12 protein-coding genes are annotated in these 19,848 nt (G+C 73.0%); 5 read left to right on the top strand and 7 right to left on the bottom strand.

All coding sequences use genetic code 11. The features are described from left to right. Window positions 1-71: 71 nt before the first annotated feature. Window positions 72-3,425: a tetratricopeptide repeat protein gene (locus tag ACI2L3_RS09035; protein ID WP_404751647.1), complete on the bottom strand. Its 3,354-nt coding sequence runs from the start codon at window positions 3,423-3,425 to the stop codon at window positions 72-74. 60 nt (window positions 3,426-3,485) lie between these two features. Beyond that, entirely contained in the window at window positions 3,486-5,888 is a 2,403-nt protein-coding gene (locus tag ACI2L3_RS09030) for a tetratricopeptide repeat protein (protein WP_404751646.1), read from the bottom strand. Between the two features lie 211 nt (window positions 5,889-6,099). Here ACI2L3_RS09030 and ACI2L3_RS09025 point away from each other — a divergent pair, with 211 nt between their 5' ends. Together ACI2L3_RS09025 and ACI2L3_RS09020 are read left to right on the top strand one after the other, a co-directional pair. Next, window positions 6,100-7,530 carry an FG-GAP-like repeat-containing protein gene (locus ACI2L3_RS09025; RefSeq protein ID WP_404751645.1) on the top strand — a complete coding sequence of 477 codons (1,431 nt, stop codon included), beginning with the start codon at window positions 6,100-6,102 and terminating at the stop codon, window positions 7,528-7,530. A 71-nt stretch (window positions 7,531-7,601) separates the two neighbouring features. Next, a complete protein-coding gene (locus ACI2L3_RS09020; RefSeq protein ID WP_404751644.1) occupies window positions 7,602-9,008 on the top strand; it encodes an FG-GAP-like repeat-containing protein in 1,407 nt (468 codons plus the stop codon). Between the two features lie 78 nt (window positions 9,009-9,086). On the opposite strand, the gene ACI2L3_RS09015 is transcribed toward ACI2L3_RS09020, so the two are convergent. Continuing rightward, a complete protein-coding gene (locus ACI2L3_RS09015) occupies window positions 9,087-11,684 on the bottom strand; it encodes a bifunctional FO biosynthesis protein CofGH (RefSeq protein WP_404751643.1) in 2,598 nt (865 codons plus the stop codon). Between the two features lie 58 nt (window positions 11,685-11,742). After that, complete coding sequence (locus ACI2L3_RS09010) at window positions 11,743-12,606, bottom strand: TIGR03619 family F420-dependent LLM class oxidoreductase (protein ID WP_404751642.1); 864 nt, start codon at window positions 12,604-12,606, stop codon at window positions 11,743-11,745. A gap of 107 nt (window positions 12,607-12,713) precedes the next feature. On the opposite strand from ACI2L3_RS09010, the gene ACI2L3_RS09005 reads away from it, so the two are divergent. From ACI2L3_RS09005 to ACI2L3_RS08995, 3 genes are all read left to right on the top strand, one after another. After that, a complete protein-coding gene (locus tag ACI2L3_RS09005; protein ID WP_404751641.1) occupies window positions 12,714-13,157 on the top strand; it encodes an ankyrin repeat domain-containing protein in 444 nt (147 codons plus the stop codon). 9 nt (window positions 13,158-13,166) lie between these two features. Then, window positions 13,167-13,526 (top strand): antibiotic biosynthesis monooxygenase family protein, encoded by a 360-nt coding sequence (locus tag ACI2L3_RS09000; protein ID WP_404751640.1) that lies wholly within the window; start codon window positions 13,167-13,169, stop codon window positions 13,524-13,526. A gap of 150 nt (window positions 13,527-13,676) precedes the next feature. Continuing rightward, on the top strand, window positions 13,677-15,224 hold the full coding sequence (locus ACI2L3_RS08995) for a CehA/McbA family metallohydrolase (RefSeq protein ID WP_404751639.1): 1,548 nt from the start codon (window positions 13,677-13,679) through the stop codon (window positions 15,222-15,224). A 37-nt stretch (window positions 15,225-15,261) separates the two neighbouring features. Here ACI2L3_RS08995 and ACI2L3_RS08990 read toward each other — a convergent pair whose 3' ends face one another. The 3 genes from ACI2L3_RS08990 to ACI2L3_RS08980 form a co-directional block, all read right to left on the bottom strand. Further along, entirely contained in the window at window positions 15,262-16,746 is a 1,485-nt protein-coding gene (locus tag ACI2L3_RS08990; RefSeq protein WP_404751638.1) for an aldehyde dehydrogenase family protein, read from the bottom strand. Then, entirely contained in the window at window positions 16,743-18,482 is a 1,740-nt protein-coding gene (locus tag ACI2L3_RS08985) for an amidohydrolase family protein (protein WP_404751637.1), read from the bottom strand. Before ACI2L3_RS08985 ends, ACI2L3_RS08990 begins: the two co-directional genes overlap by 4 nt. A 180-nt stretch (window positions 18,483-18,662) precedes the next feature. Beyond that, window positions 18,663-19,790: an LLM class flavin-dependent oxidoreductase gene (locus ACI2L3_RS08980; RefSeq protein ID WP_404751636.1), complete on the bottom strand. Its 1,128-nt coding sequence runs from the start codon at window positions 19,788-19,790 to the stop codon at window positions 18,663-18,665. Window positions 19,791-19,848: the final 58 nt, after the last annotated feature.

The following is a 19,848-nucleotide window of genomic DNA, read 5'->3' as shown; positions in this document are numbered from 1 at the left end:
GCGGCAAGTGGTATGCGCGGAGTCGCCCTTGAGGTCGCTTTTGAACGACGTTCACGGGAGCTTCGCAGTCGCTACGAAATCACCGGTTCCCGGACATCGGCATGGCGTGCCCGGACGGCGTCCCGCGCCTCGGTGAGCCGGGCGAGGCGGGGCGCCAGGCGGGCGTGGTCGACGGCCGGGGACCGCGACAGACTCCTCAGGTAGGAGACCATCTCGGCCAGGTCGTCCCACTCCAGCTCCGGCAGGGCCGGGCCCAGGACGTGGGCGAGGTGGGTGTCGGCCGCGGCCCAGTCACCCCGGGCCGCCCCGGCCAGCGCATGCCCGAAGGCCCGCCACACCGGGTCCGCGGTCGGAGCCTCGGCCAGCTCGTCGACCCTGCGCCACAGGGGCGCGGCGGCGGCCGTGTCACCGGCGCAGGTCGCCACGAGGGCGAGCAGCACCTCGCCGAACTCGTCGTCCTCCGCCCGCACCCGCTGCGCCGCCGCGCGGGCGGCCGCCCACCGGCCCGCCCGGCAGTGCGCCTGGGCCAGCACCTCGGCGCCGGTGCCCCCGGTCGCCGCCTCGGGCGGCAGAGCGGCGAGCGCCCGGTCCGCGTCGCCCTGCCACAGGTGTACTTCGGCGGTCCGCGGCCGGGCCCAGTCCGCGTCCCCGCCGCTCTCCATGTAGGCGGCCAGGTCGGCCAGGGCCCGGTCCGTCCTGCCGGTGGCCAGCGCCAGAGCGGCCCGGGAGAAGAGGGCCCAGGTGAAACGCGGGTCCAGCTCGACGGCACGGTCCAGGTCGGCGAACGCGTCCTCGTAACGGCGCAGCCGGTGCAGGGTGATGCCCCGGCGGCAGAGCGCGGACGCGTACACGGGGTCCAGTTCGAGCGCCCGGTCCAGGTCCACGAGGGCTTCGTCGTACCGCTCCAGGGCGTAGAGCGTCTCGGCGCGGTGGTAGCGGATCCAGTCGGCGTCGGGTGAGAGCCGCACCGCCCGGTCGGCGTCCGCCAGGGCCCGTTCGTACTCCCCCATGTCGTGCAGCAGCATGGCGCGGCGGGCCCGCAGCCAGGCGTAGTCCGGGTCCTGCCGCACGGCCGTGTCCAGGTCGTCGAGGGCTTCCCGGAACTGCCCCAGGTGGTGCCGGGCCGCGCCACGGCTCCCGTACGCCGACCAGTTCCCCGCGTCGAGCTCGATCGCCCTGTCGTAGTCGGCGAGGGAGTCCTGCTCCCGGCCCGCCGAACACAGCATGTCGCCCCGGCTCCACAGGACCCAGCTGGAGTCGGGGGCCAGCTCCACCGCGCGGTCGCAGTCCTTGAGCGCCTGCTCGTACTCGCCGCGGTGGCCCCGCACCGCCGCCCGGTAGACGAGCGCCCACGCGTAGTCCGGCACGAGCCGCAGGGCGCCGTCGAGGTCGGCGAGGGCCGGTTCGTGCCGGCCGAGCGCGTAGTGGGCGGTGCCCCGGCTGCCCAGCGCCTCCACGTCCGAGGGGTCGAGTTCCAGCGCGCGGTCCAGGTCCTGGACCGCCTCTTCGAAGCGCCCGAGGACACGGCGGACCTCGCCCCGCATCGCGTAGTTCCTGGCGTCGTCCGGCGCGAGCTCCACCGCACGGTCGAGGGCGACGAGTGCGGTCGCCTCCTCGTCCATGTACCAGTACGTGACGCCTTTGCCGTAGTACGCCCGCTCCTGCCCGGGATCGAGCGCGATGGCCCGGTCGTACTCGGCGAGCGCCTCGGCATGAGCCCCGCTCTCCCGCAGGTCCCGCGCCCGGACCACCCGCGCGAACGCCTGCCCCCGCACGTCGAAACCCGCCCGGTCGAGGAGGAGTTGGAGCGCCGTGACGGGCCCGCCGTCCTCCAGTGCGCGCAGCAGGTCGCGGCCCCAGGCACCGGCCCGCGCCGACTCCGCGTCCTGGCCCGCGTCCACGAGCAGCTGTGCCCACCGCCGGGCCACCGCCGCGCCCGCGTCGCACGCGTCGACGACGTCCCGCAGGACGACCGGGAGCGCGTCACGGGGCGCCCCGCACAGCAGGTGGTACGACTCCGCGAGCCGCAGCTCCCGCCACTGCTCGTCGCCCCAGCACTCGCGCGGCGCGGGGCCCGGCGCGGCCTCCGCCCGCCATCCCGCGTACGCCTGCGCCAGCGAGCCGTGCAGCTCCGCCCAGCCGCGCGGCGAGCGGTGCCGCTGCAAGCGGAGCATGGGCGCGCGCACCACGTCGTGGTACTGGAGCCGGTCGCCGCGGTCGCTCACGAACGGCAGTCCGCGCAGCCAGGCGAAGATGCCCGGCACGTCCGCCGCCGCGCACACCCCGTCGACCGCCGCCGCGACCACGTCCGCGTCGAGCCGCCTGGGCAGCGCGCACGCCAGGGCGGAGGCGCGCCGCACCGGGTCCTGCTCCCACTTCAGGAAGCGCTCCACGGCCGTCGCGCTCGGGTCACCCACGTCGCACGGGTCGGCCGGGCGGTTCTCGGCGAGGGTGGAGACGAGGACGGGCAGGCCGCCGGAGAGGCGAAGCACCTCCTCGACGACCGGCTCCGCGACCACGCCCTTGCCCGCGAGGAGCCCACGGGACTCCTGCTCGGTGAAGGGTCCGAGCGGGACGTCCGTCACATAGTCCGCGTAGCCGCCCCAGCGGGCGGTGTCGAACGGCTGCTGGCCCGCGGTGACCACGACGACCTTGGCGGGCAGCGCGCCATGCCGGTCCGTGGTCATCACCTCGTGCAGCCAGCCGTCGAGGAACGGCGCCGTCCGCTCGTACGTGTCGAAGAACAGCACGATCCACGGCACCGCCTTCGCCGCCTGCGCCAGTTCCTTCAGGAGGACCGGGGTGAGGACGCGCTCCGGGGAGAGGACCAGCTGGACGTCCTCCTGGTTGCGGAAGCGCGCGCTGAGGCCGGCCCGGAGCCGGTCGGCGCCCTGCGCGAGCTGCGCCGGGTCGACCGCACCCGCGAGGGCGCCGACGCCGGGCACCATGCCGAGCCCGACGAGGCTCGCGCGGGCCGCCGTCATGCTCGCCGCGGAGGGAGCGGGCGAGGCCGGGGCGTCCGCGGCCGGCGGCGGGGGCGTGACCGGTATCGAGTCCGCTTCGTGGCGGCGCTCGCGGTGGGTGGTAAGCAGCTGGTCGAGGTCCTTCGACCGGCGTCCCTGGCGGGCGAACTCGGCGCTGATGGCGGCCATCGCCTCGGGGACACTGCTCACCCGCTCGTCGACGTACGCGGTCAGCGCGCCACGCTCGCGGGCGAGCTGCTCCAACTCGTGGACCAGGGACGTCTTGCCGACGCCCGCGTTGCCGTGGACGTGGAAGAGGAAGCGGTGGCGCAGGTCCGCGGGCGGCACGTCGAAGTTCTCCCGGAACGCCGCCAGTTCACCGCGCCGTCCGATAAAACCGGCCCGCCCCCTGCGGCGGATCAGCTCCTGCATGGACGGCTCGTCCGCGTCGGCCGACGCCATCGCAATCCCCCGTTCCGCACCGTCGCGCACCCTGCGTACACCCCTGACCAGTCTCCCCCGTCAGCCCGCGTCCGTCCCCAGAATCCGCTGCTTCTGCTCCCGCGCCCACCCGTACTCCGGGTCGATCCGCAGCGCCTCGTCGAGGGAGGCCAGCGCCTCATCCGTACGGTTCAGGGCTTCCAGGGACAGCGCCCTGCTGCCCCACGCCCACGCGTAGCCGGGGTCGAGGGCGACGGCCGTGTCGTACGCGGCGACGGCTTCCTCGTGGCGGCCCGCGAAGCGCAGGATGTCGCCGCGGTCGCCGTGGCTGCCGGGTGCGTCGGGGGCCAGTCCGAGGACGCGGTCCAGGTCGGCGAAGGCGCCCGGCAGGTCGCCGAGGGACTGCCGGACACGGGCCCTGCGCGCCAGCGCCCAGGGGTAGTCGGGCCACAGGTCGATCGCGCGGTCCAGGTCGTCCAGGGCCTCGCGGGGACGGCCGAGGACGAACTTGACCTGGCCACGGCTGGCCAGGGTCTGCGGCTCGCGCGGGTCGATGGCGTGCGCGCGGTCCAGCCAGGGCAGGGCCTCGTCCGGGCGGCCCATGCGGCGGTACGTCTCCCCGCGGTCCCGTGCCACCCACTCCGCGCCGGGCACCACCTCGTCGGCCGCGGCCAGGTGCCGCAGCGCCGTCTCGTACTCGCCGAGGGCGCGGTGGGTGACGGCGAGCCCGTGGTGGCCCCACTGGTCGCCGGGGTCCAGGGCGACGGCACGCTCGTGGTCGGCGAGGGCCTCGCGCAGCCTGCCGAGGAGGAAGAGCCGCAGACCGTGCGCGTTGTACGCGGCGACCCGGCCCGCGTCGTCGAGCCCGGCCCGCTCGAGGAAGAGCTCCAACACCCGCAGTGCGCCGAGCCGTTCGTCCGCGAGCGCCGTCCGGCAGTCGTCGGCCCACTCCCGCAGGTGGGCCGCGTCCGTGTCCTCGGCGGCGTCGGCCACCGCCCGCGCCCACTCGCGGGCCACCGCCGTGTCCACACGGCAGGCGTCGATGCCCTCGCGCAGCACCCCCGGCAGCGCGGCGCGCGGTGCCGCGCACAGCGAGTGGTAGAGCTCCTCGACGCGCAGAGCACGCCACTCCGGGCGCATCCACGGGCGGCCCGGCGCGCCCCGGAACTCCTCCTCCAACGCGGCACACCGTCGCGCGTACAGCCCGGCGAGGCGCGTGTGCCCCGAACTCCACAGCTCGGGAGCCGTGTTGCGGCGCAGGCGCAGCATCGGGGCGCGTACGACGTCGTGGTAGCGGGCGGTGCCCCTGCGGTCGGCCCGTACGAACGGCAGGGCGCGCAGCCACGCGTACAGCTCCGCGGGCTCGTCGCCGCCCCGGTGCGCCGCGGCCCGCACGATCTCCTCGTCGAGGCGCCGGGGCAGCGCGCAGTCCAGGGCCGCCGCGCGCCGCACCGGGTCCGGCTCACACTTCAGGAAGCGCTCCACGGCGGTGGCGCTCGGGTCGCCGACGTCGCCCGGTGCCGCGGGGCCCGTCCCGGCGAGGGTGGAGACGAGCACGGGCAGCCGCCCCGAGAGCCGCAGGACCTCGGCGACGACGGGTTCCTCGGTGACGCCCTTGGCGGCGAGCAGGCCGCGCGCCTCGGCCTCCGTGAAGGGCCGCAGCGGCAGTTCGGCGGCGAAGTCCGCGGCCCCGTCCCAGCGGTCGGGGTCGAGGGGGCGCTGGCCTGCGGTCACCACGACGACGTTGGCGGGGAGTTCGCCGTACCGGTCGGTCGTCATCACGTCGTACAGCCAGCGGTCGAGGTACGGCGCCGTCCGCTCGTACGTGTCGAAGAGCAGCACGAGCCACGGCACGGCGTCCGCCGCGCCGGCCAGCTCGTCCAGGAAGACCGGGGTCAGGACGCGCTCGGGCTCCAGGACCAGGCGTGCGTCCTCCTGGCTGCGGAAGCGGGCCCGCAGCCGGTCGGCGCCAAGGGCGATCCGGTCCGCGTCGACGACGCCGGCGAGGGCGCCCACCACCGGCACCATGCCGAGCCCGACGACACCGGCGCGGACCGCCGTCGCGCTGCCCGCCGACGGCGTCCCGGGCCCGGCCGGACCGGTCGGACCGGTCGGCCCTGCCGGTTCGCGGGCGGCGGCCAGGACGGCCTCGTGGGCGCGCTGCCGGTGCTGGGCGAGGGCGCGCTCCAGGGCTTTCATCGCCCGCCCCTGCTGTCCGAACTGCACGGCGATCTCGGCGAGGACCCCGGGGACGTCCGGCGCCCCGTCGTCCACATACCCGACGAACGCGCCCCGGTCAGCGGACAGTTGCCCGAGCTCGCGGACCAGCGACGTCTTGCCGACGCCCGCCGGGCCGTGCACGTGGAAGAGGAAGCGGTGCCGCTCGTCCTCCGGCGGCAGCTCGAAGTTCTCCCGGAACAGCCGGAGCTCCTCGCGCCGCCCCACGAAGCCCGCCCGCCGTCTGCGCCGGATGAGCTCCTGCATCGACACCCTCGCCCGCGCCATCCCGCCCCTCCCGTACACCCGGCCCGCGATCAGCGACCAGTCTCGCCCAGAACTCCGGCGGCGCGAGGTGAACAGCGGGCGTCATCCCCCGAACGTCCGGATCACGTAACGGAGTTCCTGTGCGTTACAACCTTCCCTTCCGAGCACCCGTCTCCCGTTACGTCACAGACGTTCCCGCACAGGAGGACCCGTGCCCCGCCGCACACTCATCAGTGCCATCGCCGTGGCCGCGCTGGCAGCCCCGCTCGCGATATCCGCCACCTCCGGTACGGCGGTGGCCGCACCGCAGCCGCCCCGCACGCCGGTGACCGACTTCAACCACGACGGGTACGCCGATCTCGCGGTCGCCGCGCCCGACGGCACCGTCGACGGCGTCGAGAAGGCGGGCTACGTCTCCGTCGTGTACGGCACGGCCACCGGCCCCGGTACGGCGAAGCACCAGCTCATCAGCCGGGCCACACCGGGCGTCCCTGGCGAGCTCGCCGGTACGTACGCCTTCGGCTACCAGATGGTCCCCGCCGACCTGGACGCCGACGGCTACACCGACCTGCTGGTGTCCGGCGGTGACGACAACGGCAACAAGGCGACCGTCCTGTGGGGCTCCAGGGACGGCCTGACCGGCAAGAACACCCTGCTGCCCCACCTCAACTCGGAGTTCGCGGCCGGCGACTTCAATGGTGACGGCAAGCGCGACCTCGTCGTCAACGACGTCCCGAACGACGACCCCGACGTCTCCGGGATGACCATCCAGTACGGCCCGTTCACCCGCGACGGCAAGCCCACCACGAAGGACAGCATCACCACGAGCGACGGCCCCTCCGGCCTCGCCTCCTTCATCACGGGCGACCTGACGGGCGACGGCGTCGACGACATCGTCACCACCCACGGCTTCGAGGAGATGACGCACGACGCCCGCTTCTGGAAGGGCGGCAGGAGCGGTGTCGCCCACACCTACAAGCCACTCGGCACGGCGTACAGCGGCACCGTCGGCGACGTCGACGGCGACGGGTACGGCGACCTGATCACCCGCGACATCGGCAGCGTCACCGAGGTGATCGACTCCGCGCCGGGCAGCATCACGATCCAGTACGGCAGCTCGACGGGCCCCACCGACGCCCGCAGGAAGGTCATCACCCAGGCCACCGCGGGTGTGCCCGGGGCGAGCGAGGAGAACGACGCGTTCGGCGCCTCCCTCAGCGCGGGCGACGTGAACGGCGACGGCAAGGCGGAGGTCGCCGTCGGCGTCCCCGGCGAGAGCCTCGACGCGAGCACCGGCACCGGCGCGGTCGTCCTGCTCAAGGGCGCCTCCAAGGCCGACGGCGGCATGACCGGCAAGGGCGCCGTCGCCTACAACCAGACCACCGCAGGAGTGCCCGGCGTCTCCGAGACCGGCGACGACTTCGGCCGCCGGGTCTCCCTCACCGACCTGAACAAGGACGGCAAGGCGGACCTGACCGCCACGGCTCCCGGCGAGGACGGCACGTACGCCGACTCGGGCTCCCTGTGGAACCTCTTCGGCTCCGCGGGCGGCCTGACCACGACGGGCGCGGGCACGCTCAGCCCGGTCAAGCTCGGCACCCCCGAGAAGGACGCGAAGTTCGGCCTGCGCCTCGTCGGCTGACCACCACCCCGGACCACCGCTCAGCAACGCAATAACCAGTAATCACAGTCACGATTTCCTCTGGAGGACCAGTGCGTCGCTCTCTCATCGCCGCCGTGGCCGTCGCCTCGCTCGCGGCCCCGCTCGCCCTCGCCACCGCCGGTACCGCGGCGGCCGCGCCCGTACCGTCCAAGGCCCCGGTCACCGACTTCAACCGCGACGGATACGCCGACCTCGCCATATCCGCGCCCGGCGGCTACGACGACGCCACCCCCGGCAGCGTCTCGATCGTCTACGGCTCCGCCTCGGGCCCGGACACCGCGCACGCCAAGACCATCAGCCGCGCCACGCCCGGCGTACCCGGCAACGCGGTGAACGGCGACCGGTTCGGCAACCAGACGGCCGCCGCCGACCTCGACGGCGACGGCTACACCGACCTCGTCGTCAACGGCGGCGGCAAGTCCGTCGTCCTGTGGGGCTCCGCCCAGGGCCTCACCGGCGAGGGCAGCGCCGAGCTGGCCTCGACCGGCGCGCAGGTCACCGCCGGTGACTTCAACGGCGACGGCAAGCGTGACCTGGTCACGGCCGAGTACCCGGAGCCCGAGGACCCGATGGACAACGACGACCAGGGCATGACCATCGCGTACGGCCCGTTCACGCGCGACGGGAAGGCCGCGAGCAGCCAGCAGGTCGTGACGAGCCAGACGTTCGGCCCCGGCGACTTCGTCACGGGTGACGTGACCGGCGACGGCGCCGACGACATCGTCACGAGCCACGGCTTCGAGGAGATGGCGCACAAGAGCCAGCTCTGGAAGGGCGGCAAGGACGGCGTGGCCACCACCTCGCAGAAGCTCGCGCCCTCCGTCGGCGGCGCGGTCGCGGACGTCGACGGCGACGGCTACGGCGACTTCGTCACCCGCGACATCGGCGACAACTTCGAGGACATGCCGTACCAGAAGGGCACGGTCCTGGTCCGCTATGGCTCGGCGTCCGGCCTCTCGGACCGCAGCGCGAAGATCACCCAGGACACCGCGGGCGTCCCCGGCGTCGGTGAGGACGGCGACGAGTTCGGCACGAACATCAGCGCGGGCGACGTGAACGGCGACGGCTTCGCGGACATCGCCGTCGGCGTCCCCGGCGAGGACATCGAGTCGGTCGCGGACGCCGGCAGCGTCGTCCTCCTCAAGGGCGCCCGCACCGGCCTCACCGGCACCGGCGCGCAGGCCTTCGACCAGTCCAAGGCCGATGTCCCGGGCGCCTCCGAGAAGAACGACAAGTTCGGCGGCCAGGTCCTGCTCTCCGACACGAACAAGGACGGCAAGGCCGACCTGACCGTCACCGCTCCCCTGGAGGACGGCACGTACGCCGACGCGGGCGCCGCCTGGCACCTGCGCGGCGCCACGGGCGGCCTGACCGTCACGGGCATCAAGTCCTTCGGCCCCGCGGCGCTCGGCGCGCCCGACAAGGGTGTCCGGTTCGGGGACTTCCTGGCTCGCTGAGCCCGATGACCTGAGCGACCACCGATGGACAGCGGGGACGGCCGGACAGACCCGGCCGTCCCCGTTCCCGTTGCCGTCTCAGCCCTCCACCACCGGCAGCAGCTCCGGCAAGTGGCCGTCCGAGGCCAGCGCCGCCCGCTGCCGCTCCTCCGGTACCTCCCCGTACAGGGTCGTGCGTGGCTTCGCGGGGCGGCCCGCCGCCTCCGCGATGGCGACGAGGTCCTCGATGGACCGGTAGGAACCGTAACTGGAGCCCGCCATGCGGGAGATGGTCTCCTCCATCAGGGTCCCTCCGAGGTCGTTCGCGCCGGAGCGGAGCATTTCGGCGGCGCCCTCCTGGCCCAGCTTCACCCAGCTGGTCTGGATGTTGGGGATGTGCGGGTGGAGCAGGATGCGCGCCATCGCCGTCACCGCGCGGTTGTCGCGGGTGGTCGGGCCGGGGCGGGCGATGCCCGCGAGGTAGACGGGCGCGTTCGTGTGGATGAAGGGCAGCGTCACGAACTCCGTGAACCCGCCCGTCTCCTGCTGGATGCCGGCCAGCGTGCGGAAGTGGCCGAGCCAGTGCCGGGGCTGGTCCACGTGGCCGTACATCATCGTGGACGAGGAGCGGATGCCCAGTTCGTGCGCGGTCTTGATGACCTCGATCCAGGTGGCCGTGGGCAGCTTGCCCTTGGTGAGGATCCACCGCACCTCGTCGTCGAGGATCTCCGCGGCCGTCCCGGGGATGGAGCCGAGGCCCGCCTCCTTCGCGGCGGTGAGCCACTCGCGGATGGAGAGGCCGGTGCGGGTGGCGCCGTTGACGACCTCCATCGGGGAGAACGCGTGCACATGCATGCCCGGCACGCGCTCCTTCACGGCCCGCGCGATGTCGAAGTAGGCGGTGCCCGGCAGGTCGGGGTGGATGCCGCCCTGCATGCACACCTCGACGGCGCCGACGTCCCAGGCCTGCGCGGCCCGGTCGGCGACCTGGTCGAGGGAGAGGGTGTAGGCGTCCGCGTCCGTCCTGCGCTGGGCGAAGGCGCAGAAGCGGCAGCCGGTGTAACAGACGTTGGTGAAGTTGATGTTGCGGGTGACGATGTACGTGACGTCGTCGCCGTTGACCGTCTTGCGGATGTCGTCCGCGACCGAGCAGAGCGCGTCGAGCGCGGGCCCGTCCGCGTGCAGCAGCGCCAGCGCCTCGTCGTCGGTCAGCTTCGTCGGGTCGTCGGCGGCCTGCTTCAGGGCCGCGCGTACGTCACCGTCGATGCGGGACGGCACCATGCCGGGCGCCGCCTGCTCGCGCAGGGCCTCCCAGTCGCCGTACACCTCGTCGAAGTCGTCGCGCCGGTCGGAGGTGCGGCCGTCGGTGTCGATGGTGCGGTGCAGGTCGGTGCGGCCGGAGGAGGCGACGTACCCCTCGTCGGGCTCCTGCCAGGGGTGGCCCTCGACCACCGCGTCGGGCCGCGCGAGACCGGTCTCCGGGTCGGCGAGCGCGCGCAGGTGCGGGAGGAGGCGCGGGTCGAGCCAGGGCTCGCCGCGCTGGACGAACTCCGGGTAGACGCAGAGCCGTTCGGCGAGCCGGAAGCCCGCGGCGGCGGACCGCTCGGCGAGCTCGTCGAGCTTCGGCCAGGGCTTCTCGGGGTTGACGTGGTCGATGGTGACGGGCGAGACGCCGCCCCAGTCGTCGATGCCGGCGCCGATCAGCCGCTCGTACTCCCCGGCGATGAGGTTCGGGGGAGCCTGGATGTTCCCGGCCGGACCCATGATGTGCCGGGCGACGGCGATCGTGGCGACCAGGTCGTCGATCTCCGCGTCGGGCATGCCGCGCATCGCCGTGTCCGGCTTGGCGCGGAAGTTCTGGATGATCAGCTCCTGGACGCCGTGGTACGAGCGGGCGACGCGGCGCAGCGCGAACAGCGAGTCGGCGCGCTCCTCGTACGTCTCGCCGATGCCGATGAGCAGCCCGCTGGTGAAGGGCACGGACGAGCGCCCCGCGTCCTCAAGGACCCGCAGCCGCACGGCCGGTTCCTTGTCCGGGGAGCCGTAGTGCGGCTGCCCCGGCTCGCTCCACAGCCGCTCGGACGTCGTCTCCAGCATCATGCCCATGCTGGGCGCGACGGGCTTGAGCCGCTGGAAGTCCGTCCACGTCATGACGCCCGGGTTGAGGTGCGGGAGCAGCCCCGTCTCCTCCAGGATGCGGATCGAGATGGCGCGGACGTACGCGATGGTGTCGTCGTACCCCTCGGCCTCCAGCCACTCGCGGGCCTCGGGCCAGCGGTCCTCGGGCTTGTCGCCGAGGGTGATCAGCGCTTCCTTGCAGCCGAGCTCGGCACCGCGCCGGGCGATGTCGAGCACCTCGTCCGGGGACATGAACATGCCGTGGCCGTCGCGGCGCAGCTTGCCGGGCACGGTCGCGAAGGTGCAGTAGTGGCACTTGTCGCGGCAGAGCCGGGTGAGCGGGATGAACACGCTCTTCGAGTACGTGATGACGCCCGGCCGCCCCGCCGCGTCGAGCCCCGCGTCCCGCACCCGGGCCGCGGACGCCGTGAGGTCGTCGAGGTCCGCGCCGCGCGCCTGCAGCAGGACGGCGGCCTCCGTGACGTCGAGCGCGACGCCGTCCCTGGCCCTTTTCAGCGCGCGGCGCATGGCGTTCGCGGTGGGTCGTCCGGCCTCGGGGGGCTGTGCGCTGTTGGTCATGTCTCCGAGCATACGAGCGAGAACACCCGTCTCCTCCAGATACTTCCGTCCCTTCTGCTCACGGGGCCACGTACCGTCCGAGCCCATCGAGCGCCGCGCACACCTCCGCCTCCCCGGCCGGCGGCAGCTGCACGATCACCTCGTCCACGCCCAGCTCCTCGTAGTACGCGAGCTTGCCCGGATCCGGCTCGACCGCCGTCACCGCCACATACAGGTCGTCGGCCCCGCGCCCCGCGTCCGCCCACGCCGACCTGAGCACGGGCAGCGCCTCGCGCAGGCCGCTGCCGCCGACGGGCATCCAGCCGTCCGCGTACTCCGCGACGTGCGCGAACAGGCCGGGCCCCGCGGCCCCGCCGATGAGCGTGCGCGGCCCGAACAGCGGCCCCTTCGCGAGCCGCTTCCTCGGCACCCGCCGCGGCTTCGGATGGACCTCGCTCGCCCGTACGCCGCCGAACTCGCTCTCGTACGCCTTCGGATGGTCCGCCCACAGCGCCCGCATGACCGCCATCCGGTCCCGCACGACCTTCCGGCGCCGCGGCCACGGGACGCCGTGGTCCTCGGCCTCCTCACGGTTCCAGCCGTAGCCGATGCCGAGGGTGACGCGGCCGCCGGAGAGGTGGTCGAGGGTCGCGATCTGCTTGGCGAGGTCGATGGGGTCGTGCTGGGCGACCAGCGCGATGTTCGTGCCGAGCACGATGCGGTCGGTGACGGCGGCGGCCTGCGCGAGGGCGACGAGGGGGCTGAGCATGCGGGCGCACTCGGGCGGCAGTTCACCGCCGGGGTAGGGCGTTTCGCGCGGGACCGGGATGTGGGTGTGCTCGGGGAGGTAGAGCCCGGCGAAGCCGCGCCGCTCCAGTTCCTGGGCCAGACGTGTCGGGGTGATCGTCCTGTCGGTCATGTGGAGCGTCGCGGAGATGCGCACGGAGCCCTCCGAGAGGTCGGGTCGGCGGGAGTGCCGGGGCGGGGGCCCTCTTCCTACCTCCGGAAAGTCGGTTGGTCCATGCCCGTGCGCTCATTAACCTGGCCCGCGTGAAGAGACGCCGCCAGAAGAAGCTGACCAGGGAGCTCGTGTACGCCGCGTCGCTCGGCGTGACGCGCGAGGTCCGCACCTTGCTGAACCGCGGCGCCGACCCCGAACTCCCCGACGCGGACGGCACGACGCCCCTGTACGCCGCCTCGGTGCACGGCGCCGCCGACACCGTGCGGGTCCTGCTGCGGGCGGGCGCCCGGCCCGACACCGAGAGCCGCGGCCTCACCGACGGCACGCCGCTCTGCGGGGCCGCCGCCTGGGGCCACGTCGACACGGTCCGCGAACTCCTCGCGCACGGCGCCGACCCGAACCTCCGCGAGGACGACGGCACGGGTGGCTCGCCCCTGCGCTGGGCCCGCCAGGGCGCATCGGGCCCGCACCCGGAGACGGAGGCGGTCTTGGTCGCGGCAGGGGCGACGGAGACGCCGCGGGCCGCTGGCTAGGCTGCCCGCATGGTCACCGAAGAGAGCACAGGCAGCACAGGCACACCCGAAGCGCCCGTCACGTTCATCAACGTCTTCGAGATCGAGGCCGACGACGTGGACGCGTTCGTGGCGAAGTGGGAGGAGCGGGCCCGCCTCATGCGGGACAAGCCCGGCTTCATCGACTCCCGCATGCACCGGGCCCGTTCGACGGAGTCCCGCTTCCAGCTCGTCAACGTCTCCCACTGGGAGACCCGCGAGGCATGGGAGGCGGCCACCTCGGACCCGGCCTTCACGTCCCGCACGCAGGCCGCCCGCGAGCAGACCACCCGCCCGGTCACGCCGAACGCCGCGGTGTACGACGTAGTGGTGGAACTGACGGCGCCATAGGGCCAGGCCCACATAGAGCCACGCCCGCACGGGGCAAGGTCCACCGGGTGGAAAACCGTCACTCGCCTTCCCTTGCCGCGCAGTTCACGGCTCAATACCAGGGTTGCACGCACCACCCACGTCACCACCGACACCCTGGGGAGCCGCAGCATGTGTGAGGACGTACACCAGCCGGAGACGCGCGGGCCGAACCGGCGCGGACTGTTCGTGACGGGAGCCGCCGCCGCGATTACGTTGGGCAGCGTGAGCTTCGCAAGCGGCGCCGAGCGGCGCGCTCCCGCGGGGGACAGGGCGCCGGGGAGCAAGGAGACGAGAACGGTCCGCGGGACGCTCCCGCCCGGCTCCCCCGACTTCGTGTACCTGCCGGTCGAAGTCCCGGACGGAGTACGCGAGTTCCACGCCTCGTACACCTACCAGAAGCCGACCGTGCCACCCGGCACCCAGGGCAACGCCCTCGACATCGGCGTCTTCGACGAGCGCGGCACGGAGCTCGGCGGCAAGGGCTTCCGCGGCTGGTCGGGCGGCGCCCGCACGGAGTTCTTCATCCGCGCCGACGACGCGACGCCCGGCTACATCCCGGGCCGGATCCGCGCGGGCACCTGGAACATCGCGCTCGGCCCGTACACGGTCGCGCCCGAGGGCCTCCCGTACGAGGTGACGATCACCCTCACCTACGGCGCGCCGGGCCGCACCCCGAAGCCCGTCTACCCGCCGGAGCGCGCGAAGGGCCGCGGCCGCGCCTGGTACCGCGGCGACTGCCACCTGCACTCCGTGTACTCGGACGGCAGGCGCACCCTCGCCGAGATCGCCGCCCTGGCGCGCGCGGCGGGCCTCGACTTCATCAACAGCTCCGAGCACAACACGCACTCGGCGCACGCGCACTGGGCCGAGCACGCGGGCGACGACCTCCTGATCATGCTCGGCGAGGAGGTGACGACGCGCAACGGCCACCTGGTCGCCCTCGGCACGGACCCCGGCACGTTCGTCGACTGGCGCTACCGTGCCCGCGACAACCGCTTCGGCAGGTACGCCCGCCGGATCCGCGACGCGGGCGGCCTCGTCGTCCCCGCCCACCCCCACGCCACCTGCGTCGGTTGCAACTGGAAGTTCGGCTTCGGCGAGGCGGACGCGGTCGAGGTGTGGAACGGCGCGTACACGCCCGACGACGAGGTCTCCCTCGCCGACTGGGACAGCATGCTCGTCGCGTCCGTGCGCGGCGGCAGGCCCTGGATCCCCGCCATGGGCAACAGCGACGCGCACCGCGACCCCGACCGCATCGGCGGCCCGCAGACCGTCGTCCTCGCCGACGACCTGACCCGCGAGGCCATCCAGGACGGCATCCGCCGCGGCCGCTCCTACATCGCCGAGTCCAAGTCCGTCGAGCTCACCTTCACGGCCGCGGGCGGCAAGGGCAGGCACGCGGGAATCGGCGGCCGCCTCGACGTCGCCCGCGACGCCCCCGTCACGGTCCGCCTGGACATCAAGGGCGCCCCCGGCTGCACCCCCCGCTTCGTCACCGACCAGGGCGTCCTGCACACGGGCCCCACCCTTCCCGCCTCCGGCACCGGCACGCTGGAATGGCGCACGACGGCGTCCTACGCCGCCTACGTACGAGCGGAAGTCCGCCACGCCCCGGTGACACCGGGCCTCCCGGGCCCCCTGTGCGCGTTCACGAATCCGATCTTCCTGGGCGACTAGGGCGACCCGGCCACCCCGGCCCGGCTGGGGTGATCCCTCACCCCGGCCAGACCACCGACTGCAGTTCGCTGTACGCGTGCAGGGCGTACGAGCCCACGTCGCGGCCCACGCCGCTCTTCTTGAAGCCGCCGAACGGGGCCTCCATGTTGCGGCCGATCGTGTTGACGCCGACGCCGCCCGCGCGCAGGCGGTGGGCGACGCGGAAGGCGCGGGCGATGTCGCCGGACCAGACGTAGTCGATGAGGCCGTAGTCGCTGTCGTTGGCGAGGGCTATGGCGGTCTCCTCGGCCTCGTCGGGGGTGGTGGCGTCGAAGGGGACGGCGGAGACCACCGGGCCGAAGATCTCCTCGCGGACCACCCGCATGTCGGGTGTGCAGTCGGCGAGGAGGGTGGGGGCGACGTAGAAGCCGGTCGTGAGCGGTGGGCGTGCGCCGCCCGTGACGACGCGTGCTCCCTCCTTGCGGGCGTCCTCGACGTACGCCTCGATGCGGTCGCGGTGTGCGGCGGAGATCACCGGGCCGACGACGGTGCCGGGCGCTGCGGGGTCGCCGACCGTCAGGTACCCGGCGTAGGCGGTGAGCTTGTCCAGCAGCTCCTCGTACACGGCCCGTTGGACGATGACGCGCGTCGGGGCCGTGCAGATCTGGCCGCTGTAGAAGGAGAACGTCGTGCCGATCCCGGCCACCGCCGCGTCGAGGTCCGCGTCGTCGAGGACGATCGCCGCGCCCTTCCCGCCGAGCTCCATCAGCTGCCGTTTCAGGTCGCGGCCGCACACCTCGCCGATGCGCTGTCCGACGGCGGTCGAGCCGGTGAAGCTGACCATGTCGACGTCCGGGGAGGCGACGGCCGTCTCGCCGACGGCCACGTCCGTGCCGGAGACGACGTTCACGACGCCGGGCGGGACGCCCGCCTCCTCCAGGGCCGCCGCCATCCCGTACACCGACAGCGGGTCCTGCGGCGCCGGTTTCACGACGACCGTGTTGCCCATCGCGAGGGCGGGCGCCACCTTGCCCGCGGGGTTGGCCCACGGGTTGTTGTAGGAGGTGATGCAGGTGACGACGCCGACGGGGCGGCGGACGGCGAGCGCCCCCATGACACCGGCCCTCCCCATGGGCCCTGCCTCGTTGATCTGCGGCGGGAGCGCCGACTCGACCGGCTCCAGCGCCCCCTTCGCGTACCGCTCGAAGCGCGAGACCGCCACCGCCACCTGCATGCCGCGCGCGGTCGCGGCTGTGGCGCCGCTCTCGGCCCGCGCGAGTTCCGCGTACGCGGTGGAGTCGCGGCGCAGGATCGCGGCGGTGCGGGACAGTACCGCCGCGCGCTCCTCGGGCGTCGTGCGCGACCAGCTCGCGAAGGCCTCGCGAGCCGCCGCCGTGGCCGCCAGGACCTGCTCGGTGCTCGCCTCGGGCGCGAGACCGACGACCTGCTCGGTCGCCGGGTTCACCACCTCGTGATGACCGCGGTCGGGCTCGACCCACTCCCCGCCGATGAACAGCCGCCGCGCCCGCCCGGGTTCACTCACTTGGTGCTCACCGTCCGCGTGTCGCGCCCCGAGCGCAGCACCTTGCCCGGCACGGCGCCGGTCACCACGTCCTCGCGGATCGTCTCGACCCCGTTGACCCAGACCGCGTTGACGCCGATCGCCTTCGAGTCCAGGCGTGGGCTGTCGCCGGGCAGGTCGTGGACGAGGGTGGCCTTGCCCGCGTCGATGAGCTCGGGGTCGAAGAGGACGAGGTCGGCGTGGTAGCCCTCGGCGATCCGGCCACGCTCGCGAAGCCCGAAGAGCTGGGCCGGGTCGTCGGTGAGCATCTTCACAGCCTGTTCGAGGCTCGCCAGCTTCCGGCCGCGCAGGCAGTCACCGATGAACCGGGTCGTGTACGGGGCGCCGCACATGCGGTCCAGATGCGCGCCCGCGTCGGAGCCGCCCAGCATGACGTCCTCGTGCTGCCAGGTCTCGGCGCGCAGGGCCCACGAGTCGGGGTCGTTGTCGGTGGGCATGGGCCACAGGACGGTGCGGAGGTCGTCGGCCGCGCAGATCCCGACCAGGCACTCGAACGGCTCCTGTCCGCGCTCCGCCGCGATGTCGCCGACGACGCGGCCGGTGAGGCCTTCGTTCGCCGCCGAGTACGTGTCTCCGATGACGTACCGGTCGAAGCGGGAGAGCCGCCGGAAGACGCCCGCCTCCTTGCTGCCCGCACGCCGCAGCATCTCGGCGCGCACGTCCGGGTCGCGCAGCTTCGCGATCCGTTCGGGCACGGGCAGGCCGAGGATGTCGCCCCAGCCCGGGATGAGGTTGAGGGCGCAGAACGTGCCGAGCGACATGTTCATGGGCGTGAGGATCGGCATGGTGAGCGCGACGACGCGGCCGCCGGCCTTGCGGGCGCGCTCACTCGGCACGAGCTGGCGGGGCACGCGTTCGGGGACGGCGGCGTCGATGGTGAGCACGTTCCAGTTGAGCGGCCTGCCCGCCGCCGCGCTCATCTCCACGAGCAGGTCGACCTCGTCGTCGCTGAACTGGTCGAGACACCCCGCGACGATGGCTTCTATCTGCGTGCCCTCGTGCTCGCCGACGGCCCGGGACAGCGCGAGGAGCTCGTCGGCCTTCGCGTGCCGCGAGGCGACGGGCTGCCCGTCGCCGTCCGAGTGGGTGGACGACTGGGTGGTGGAGAGCCCCCAGGCCCCCGCGTCCATGGCCGCGTGGAGGAGGCTCAGCATCTCCTCCAGCTGGTCGCGGGTGGGCTGCCCTCCGACGGCATCCGGCCCCATCACGTACCGGCGCAGCGCGCAGTGCCCCACCATGAACCCCGCGTTGACGGCGATGCGCCCGTCGAGGGCGTCCAGATACTCCCCGAACGAACTCCACGACCAGGGCGTGCCCTCCTCGAGCGCCACCAGCGACATCCCCTCGACCTTCGACATCATCCGCCGCGTGTAGTCGGCGTCGCCGGGCCGGTCCGGATGCAGGGGCGCGAGCGTGAACCCGCAGTTGCCGCCCGCGACCGTCGTCACGCCGTGGTTGAGCGACGGCGTCGCGTACGGGTCCCAGAACAGCTGGGCGTCGTAATGCGTATGCGGATCGACGAACCCGGGCGCGAGGACCCGCCCCCGCGCGTCCTCACTGGTCCTGGCCTCCTCGCCGACGCTGCCGGGCTCGGTGACGACGGCGATCCGCCCGTCCCGTATCCCGACATCGGCGACGCGCGCGGGGGCGCCGGTCCCGTCGACGACGGTCGCGCCCTGGATGAGGTGGTCGAGCATGACGGGAGGTCCCCTTTCGGAAGGCGTAAGGAATTCAGCCCGTCCGGCGTTTGAGGACGAGCCCGCAGGGCGATGGACGGGGTCCGGGGCGGGGCCCCGTGTCGGCAACCACCACCCCGCCCCCGCCCCCGCAAGGGCCCCGGCCTCCGTCCGGGAGGGGAAGCCGGGGCGGTCGGAGGACTACGCCCCGGCAGCCTGCCGGAACCGCGTAGTGCGGTGGACGGGATCCGTGTCGATCTTCGGAATCACGTGCTCACCGATCAGCCGGATCGTGTTCTTCGTGTCCTCGGGCGACACTCCGATCGGCAGCCCGAAGCTGAGCTGGTCCGCCCCGGCCTGCTCCCACCGCTTGCACTGGGTGAGCACCTCGTCCGGATCGCCGCAGATCATCAGCTCCTCGGCGATGAGGAGCTCGATGAGCTCCTCGGTGTACTCGGGGAGCAGCTCGGGCCACTCGGGAATGCCCTCGGGCCGCGGGAACGTGTCGTGGTAGCGGAAGAGCAGCGACTGCAGGTAGTTGAGCCCGCCGCAGACGGCGATCTCGACGGCCTTGGCGTGCGTCTCCGCACAGATCGCCGTGGACGTCACCATGACGTTGTCGTTGACGAAGCCGCCGATCGCCTCCGCCTCCTTCACGGCCGTCTTGTACGACTCGACGACCCACTCCATGTCGGAGACCTTCTGCACGCTGAAGCCGAGGACGCCGAGCCCCTTCTTGCCCGCCATGGCGTACGAGGAGGGGGACCCGGCGGCGTACCACATGGCCGGGTGCGACTTCCCGTACGGCTTGGGGAGGATCTTGCGCGGCGGCAGCGACCAGTGTTTGCCCTGGAAGCCTACGTACTCGTCCTGGAGCCACATCTTGGGGAATTCGGCGATGGTCTCTTCCCATATCTCCTTGGTGTGGTTCATGTCCGTGATGCCCGGCATGAAGCCGAGGATCTCGTGCGAACCGGCACCGCGCCCCGTCCCGAACTCGAAGCGCCCTTCGGAGAGGTGGTCGAGCATGGCGACCTTCTCGGCGACCTTCACCGGGTGGTTCACGGGCGCGAGCGGGTTGAAGATGCCCGAGCCGAGGTGGATGCGGTCGGTGGCGTGGGCGAGGTATCCGAGGAAGACGTCGTTGGCGGAGAGGTGTGAGTACTCCTCCAGGAAGTGGTGCTCGGACGCCCAGGCGTATTTGAAGCCGGACTTGTCCGCCTGGATGACGTACTCGGTCTCCTCGATGAGCGCCTTGTGCTCCGCTTCGGGGTCGACCTTGGCCCGCTGGGCGGGCACGTATCCCTGTACAAAGAGACCGAATTCCAAGGAGGTTCACCGTCCTCGTGAGGTCCGACGGTTTCTGACGAACCGTCAGATTGCGATG

This window comes from Streptomyces sp. NPDC029674, from assembly GCF_044903205.1.
Lineage (GTDB): Bacteria > Actinomycetota > Actinomycetes > Streptomycetales > Streptomycetaceae > Streptomyces.
Note: the sequence above shows the minus strand (reverse complement) of the source record. Positions and strands in the feature narration are given on the sequence as shown.

Coding starts and splice junctions, on each gene's coding strand:
- ACI2L3_RS09035 (WP_404751647.1), bottom strand. CDS start 3,425: ATGGCGTCGGCCGACGCGGACGAGCCGTCCATGCAGGAGCTGATCCGC.
- ACI2L3_RS09030 (WP_404751646.1), bottom strand. CDS start 5,888: ATGCAGGAGCTCATCCGGCGCAGACGGCGGGCGGGCTTCGTGGGGCGG.
- ACI2L3_RS09015 (WP_404751643.1), bottom strand. CDS start 11,684: ATGACCAACAGCGCACAGCCCCCCGAGGCCGGACGACCCACCGCGAAC.
- ACI2L3_RS09000 (WP_404751640.1), top strand. CDS start 13,167: ATGGTCACCGAAGAGAGCACAGGCAGCACAGGCACACCCGAAGCGCCC.
- ACI2L3_RS08995 (WP_404751639.1), top strand. CDS start 13,677: ATGTGTGAGGACGTACACCAGCCGGAGACGCGCGGGCCGAACCGGCGC.
- ACI2L3_RS08985 (WP_404751637.1), bottom strand. CDS start 18,482: ATGCTCGACCACCTCATCCAGGGCGCGACCGTCGTCGACGGGACCGGC.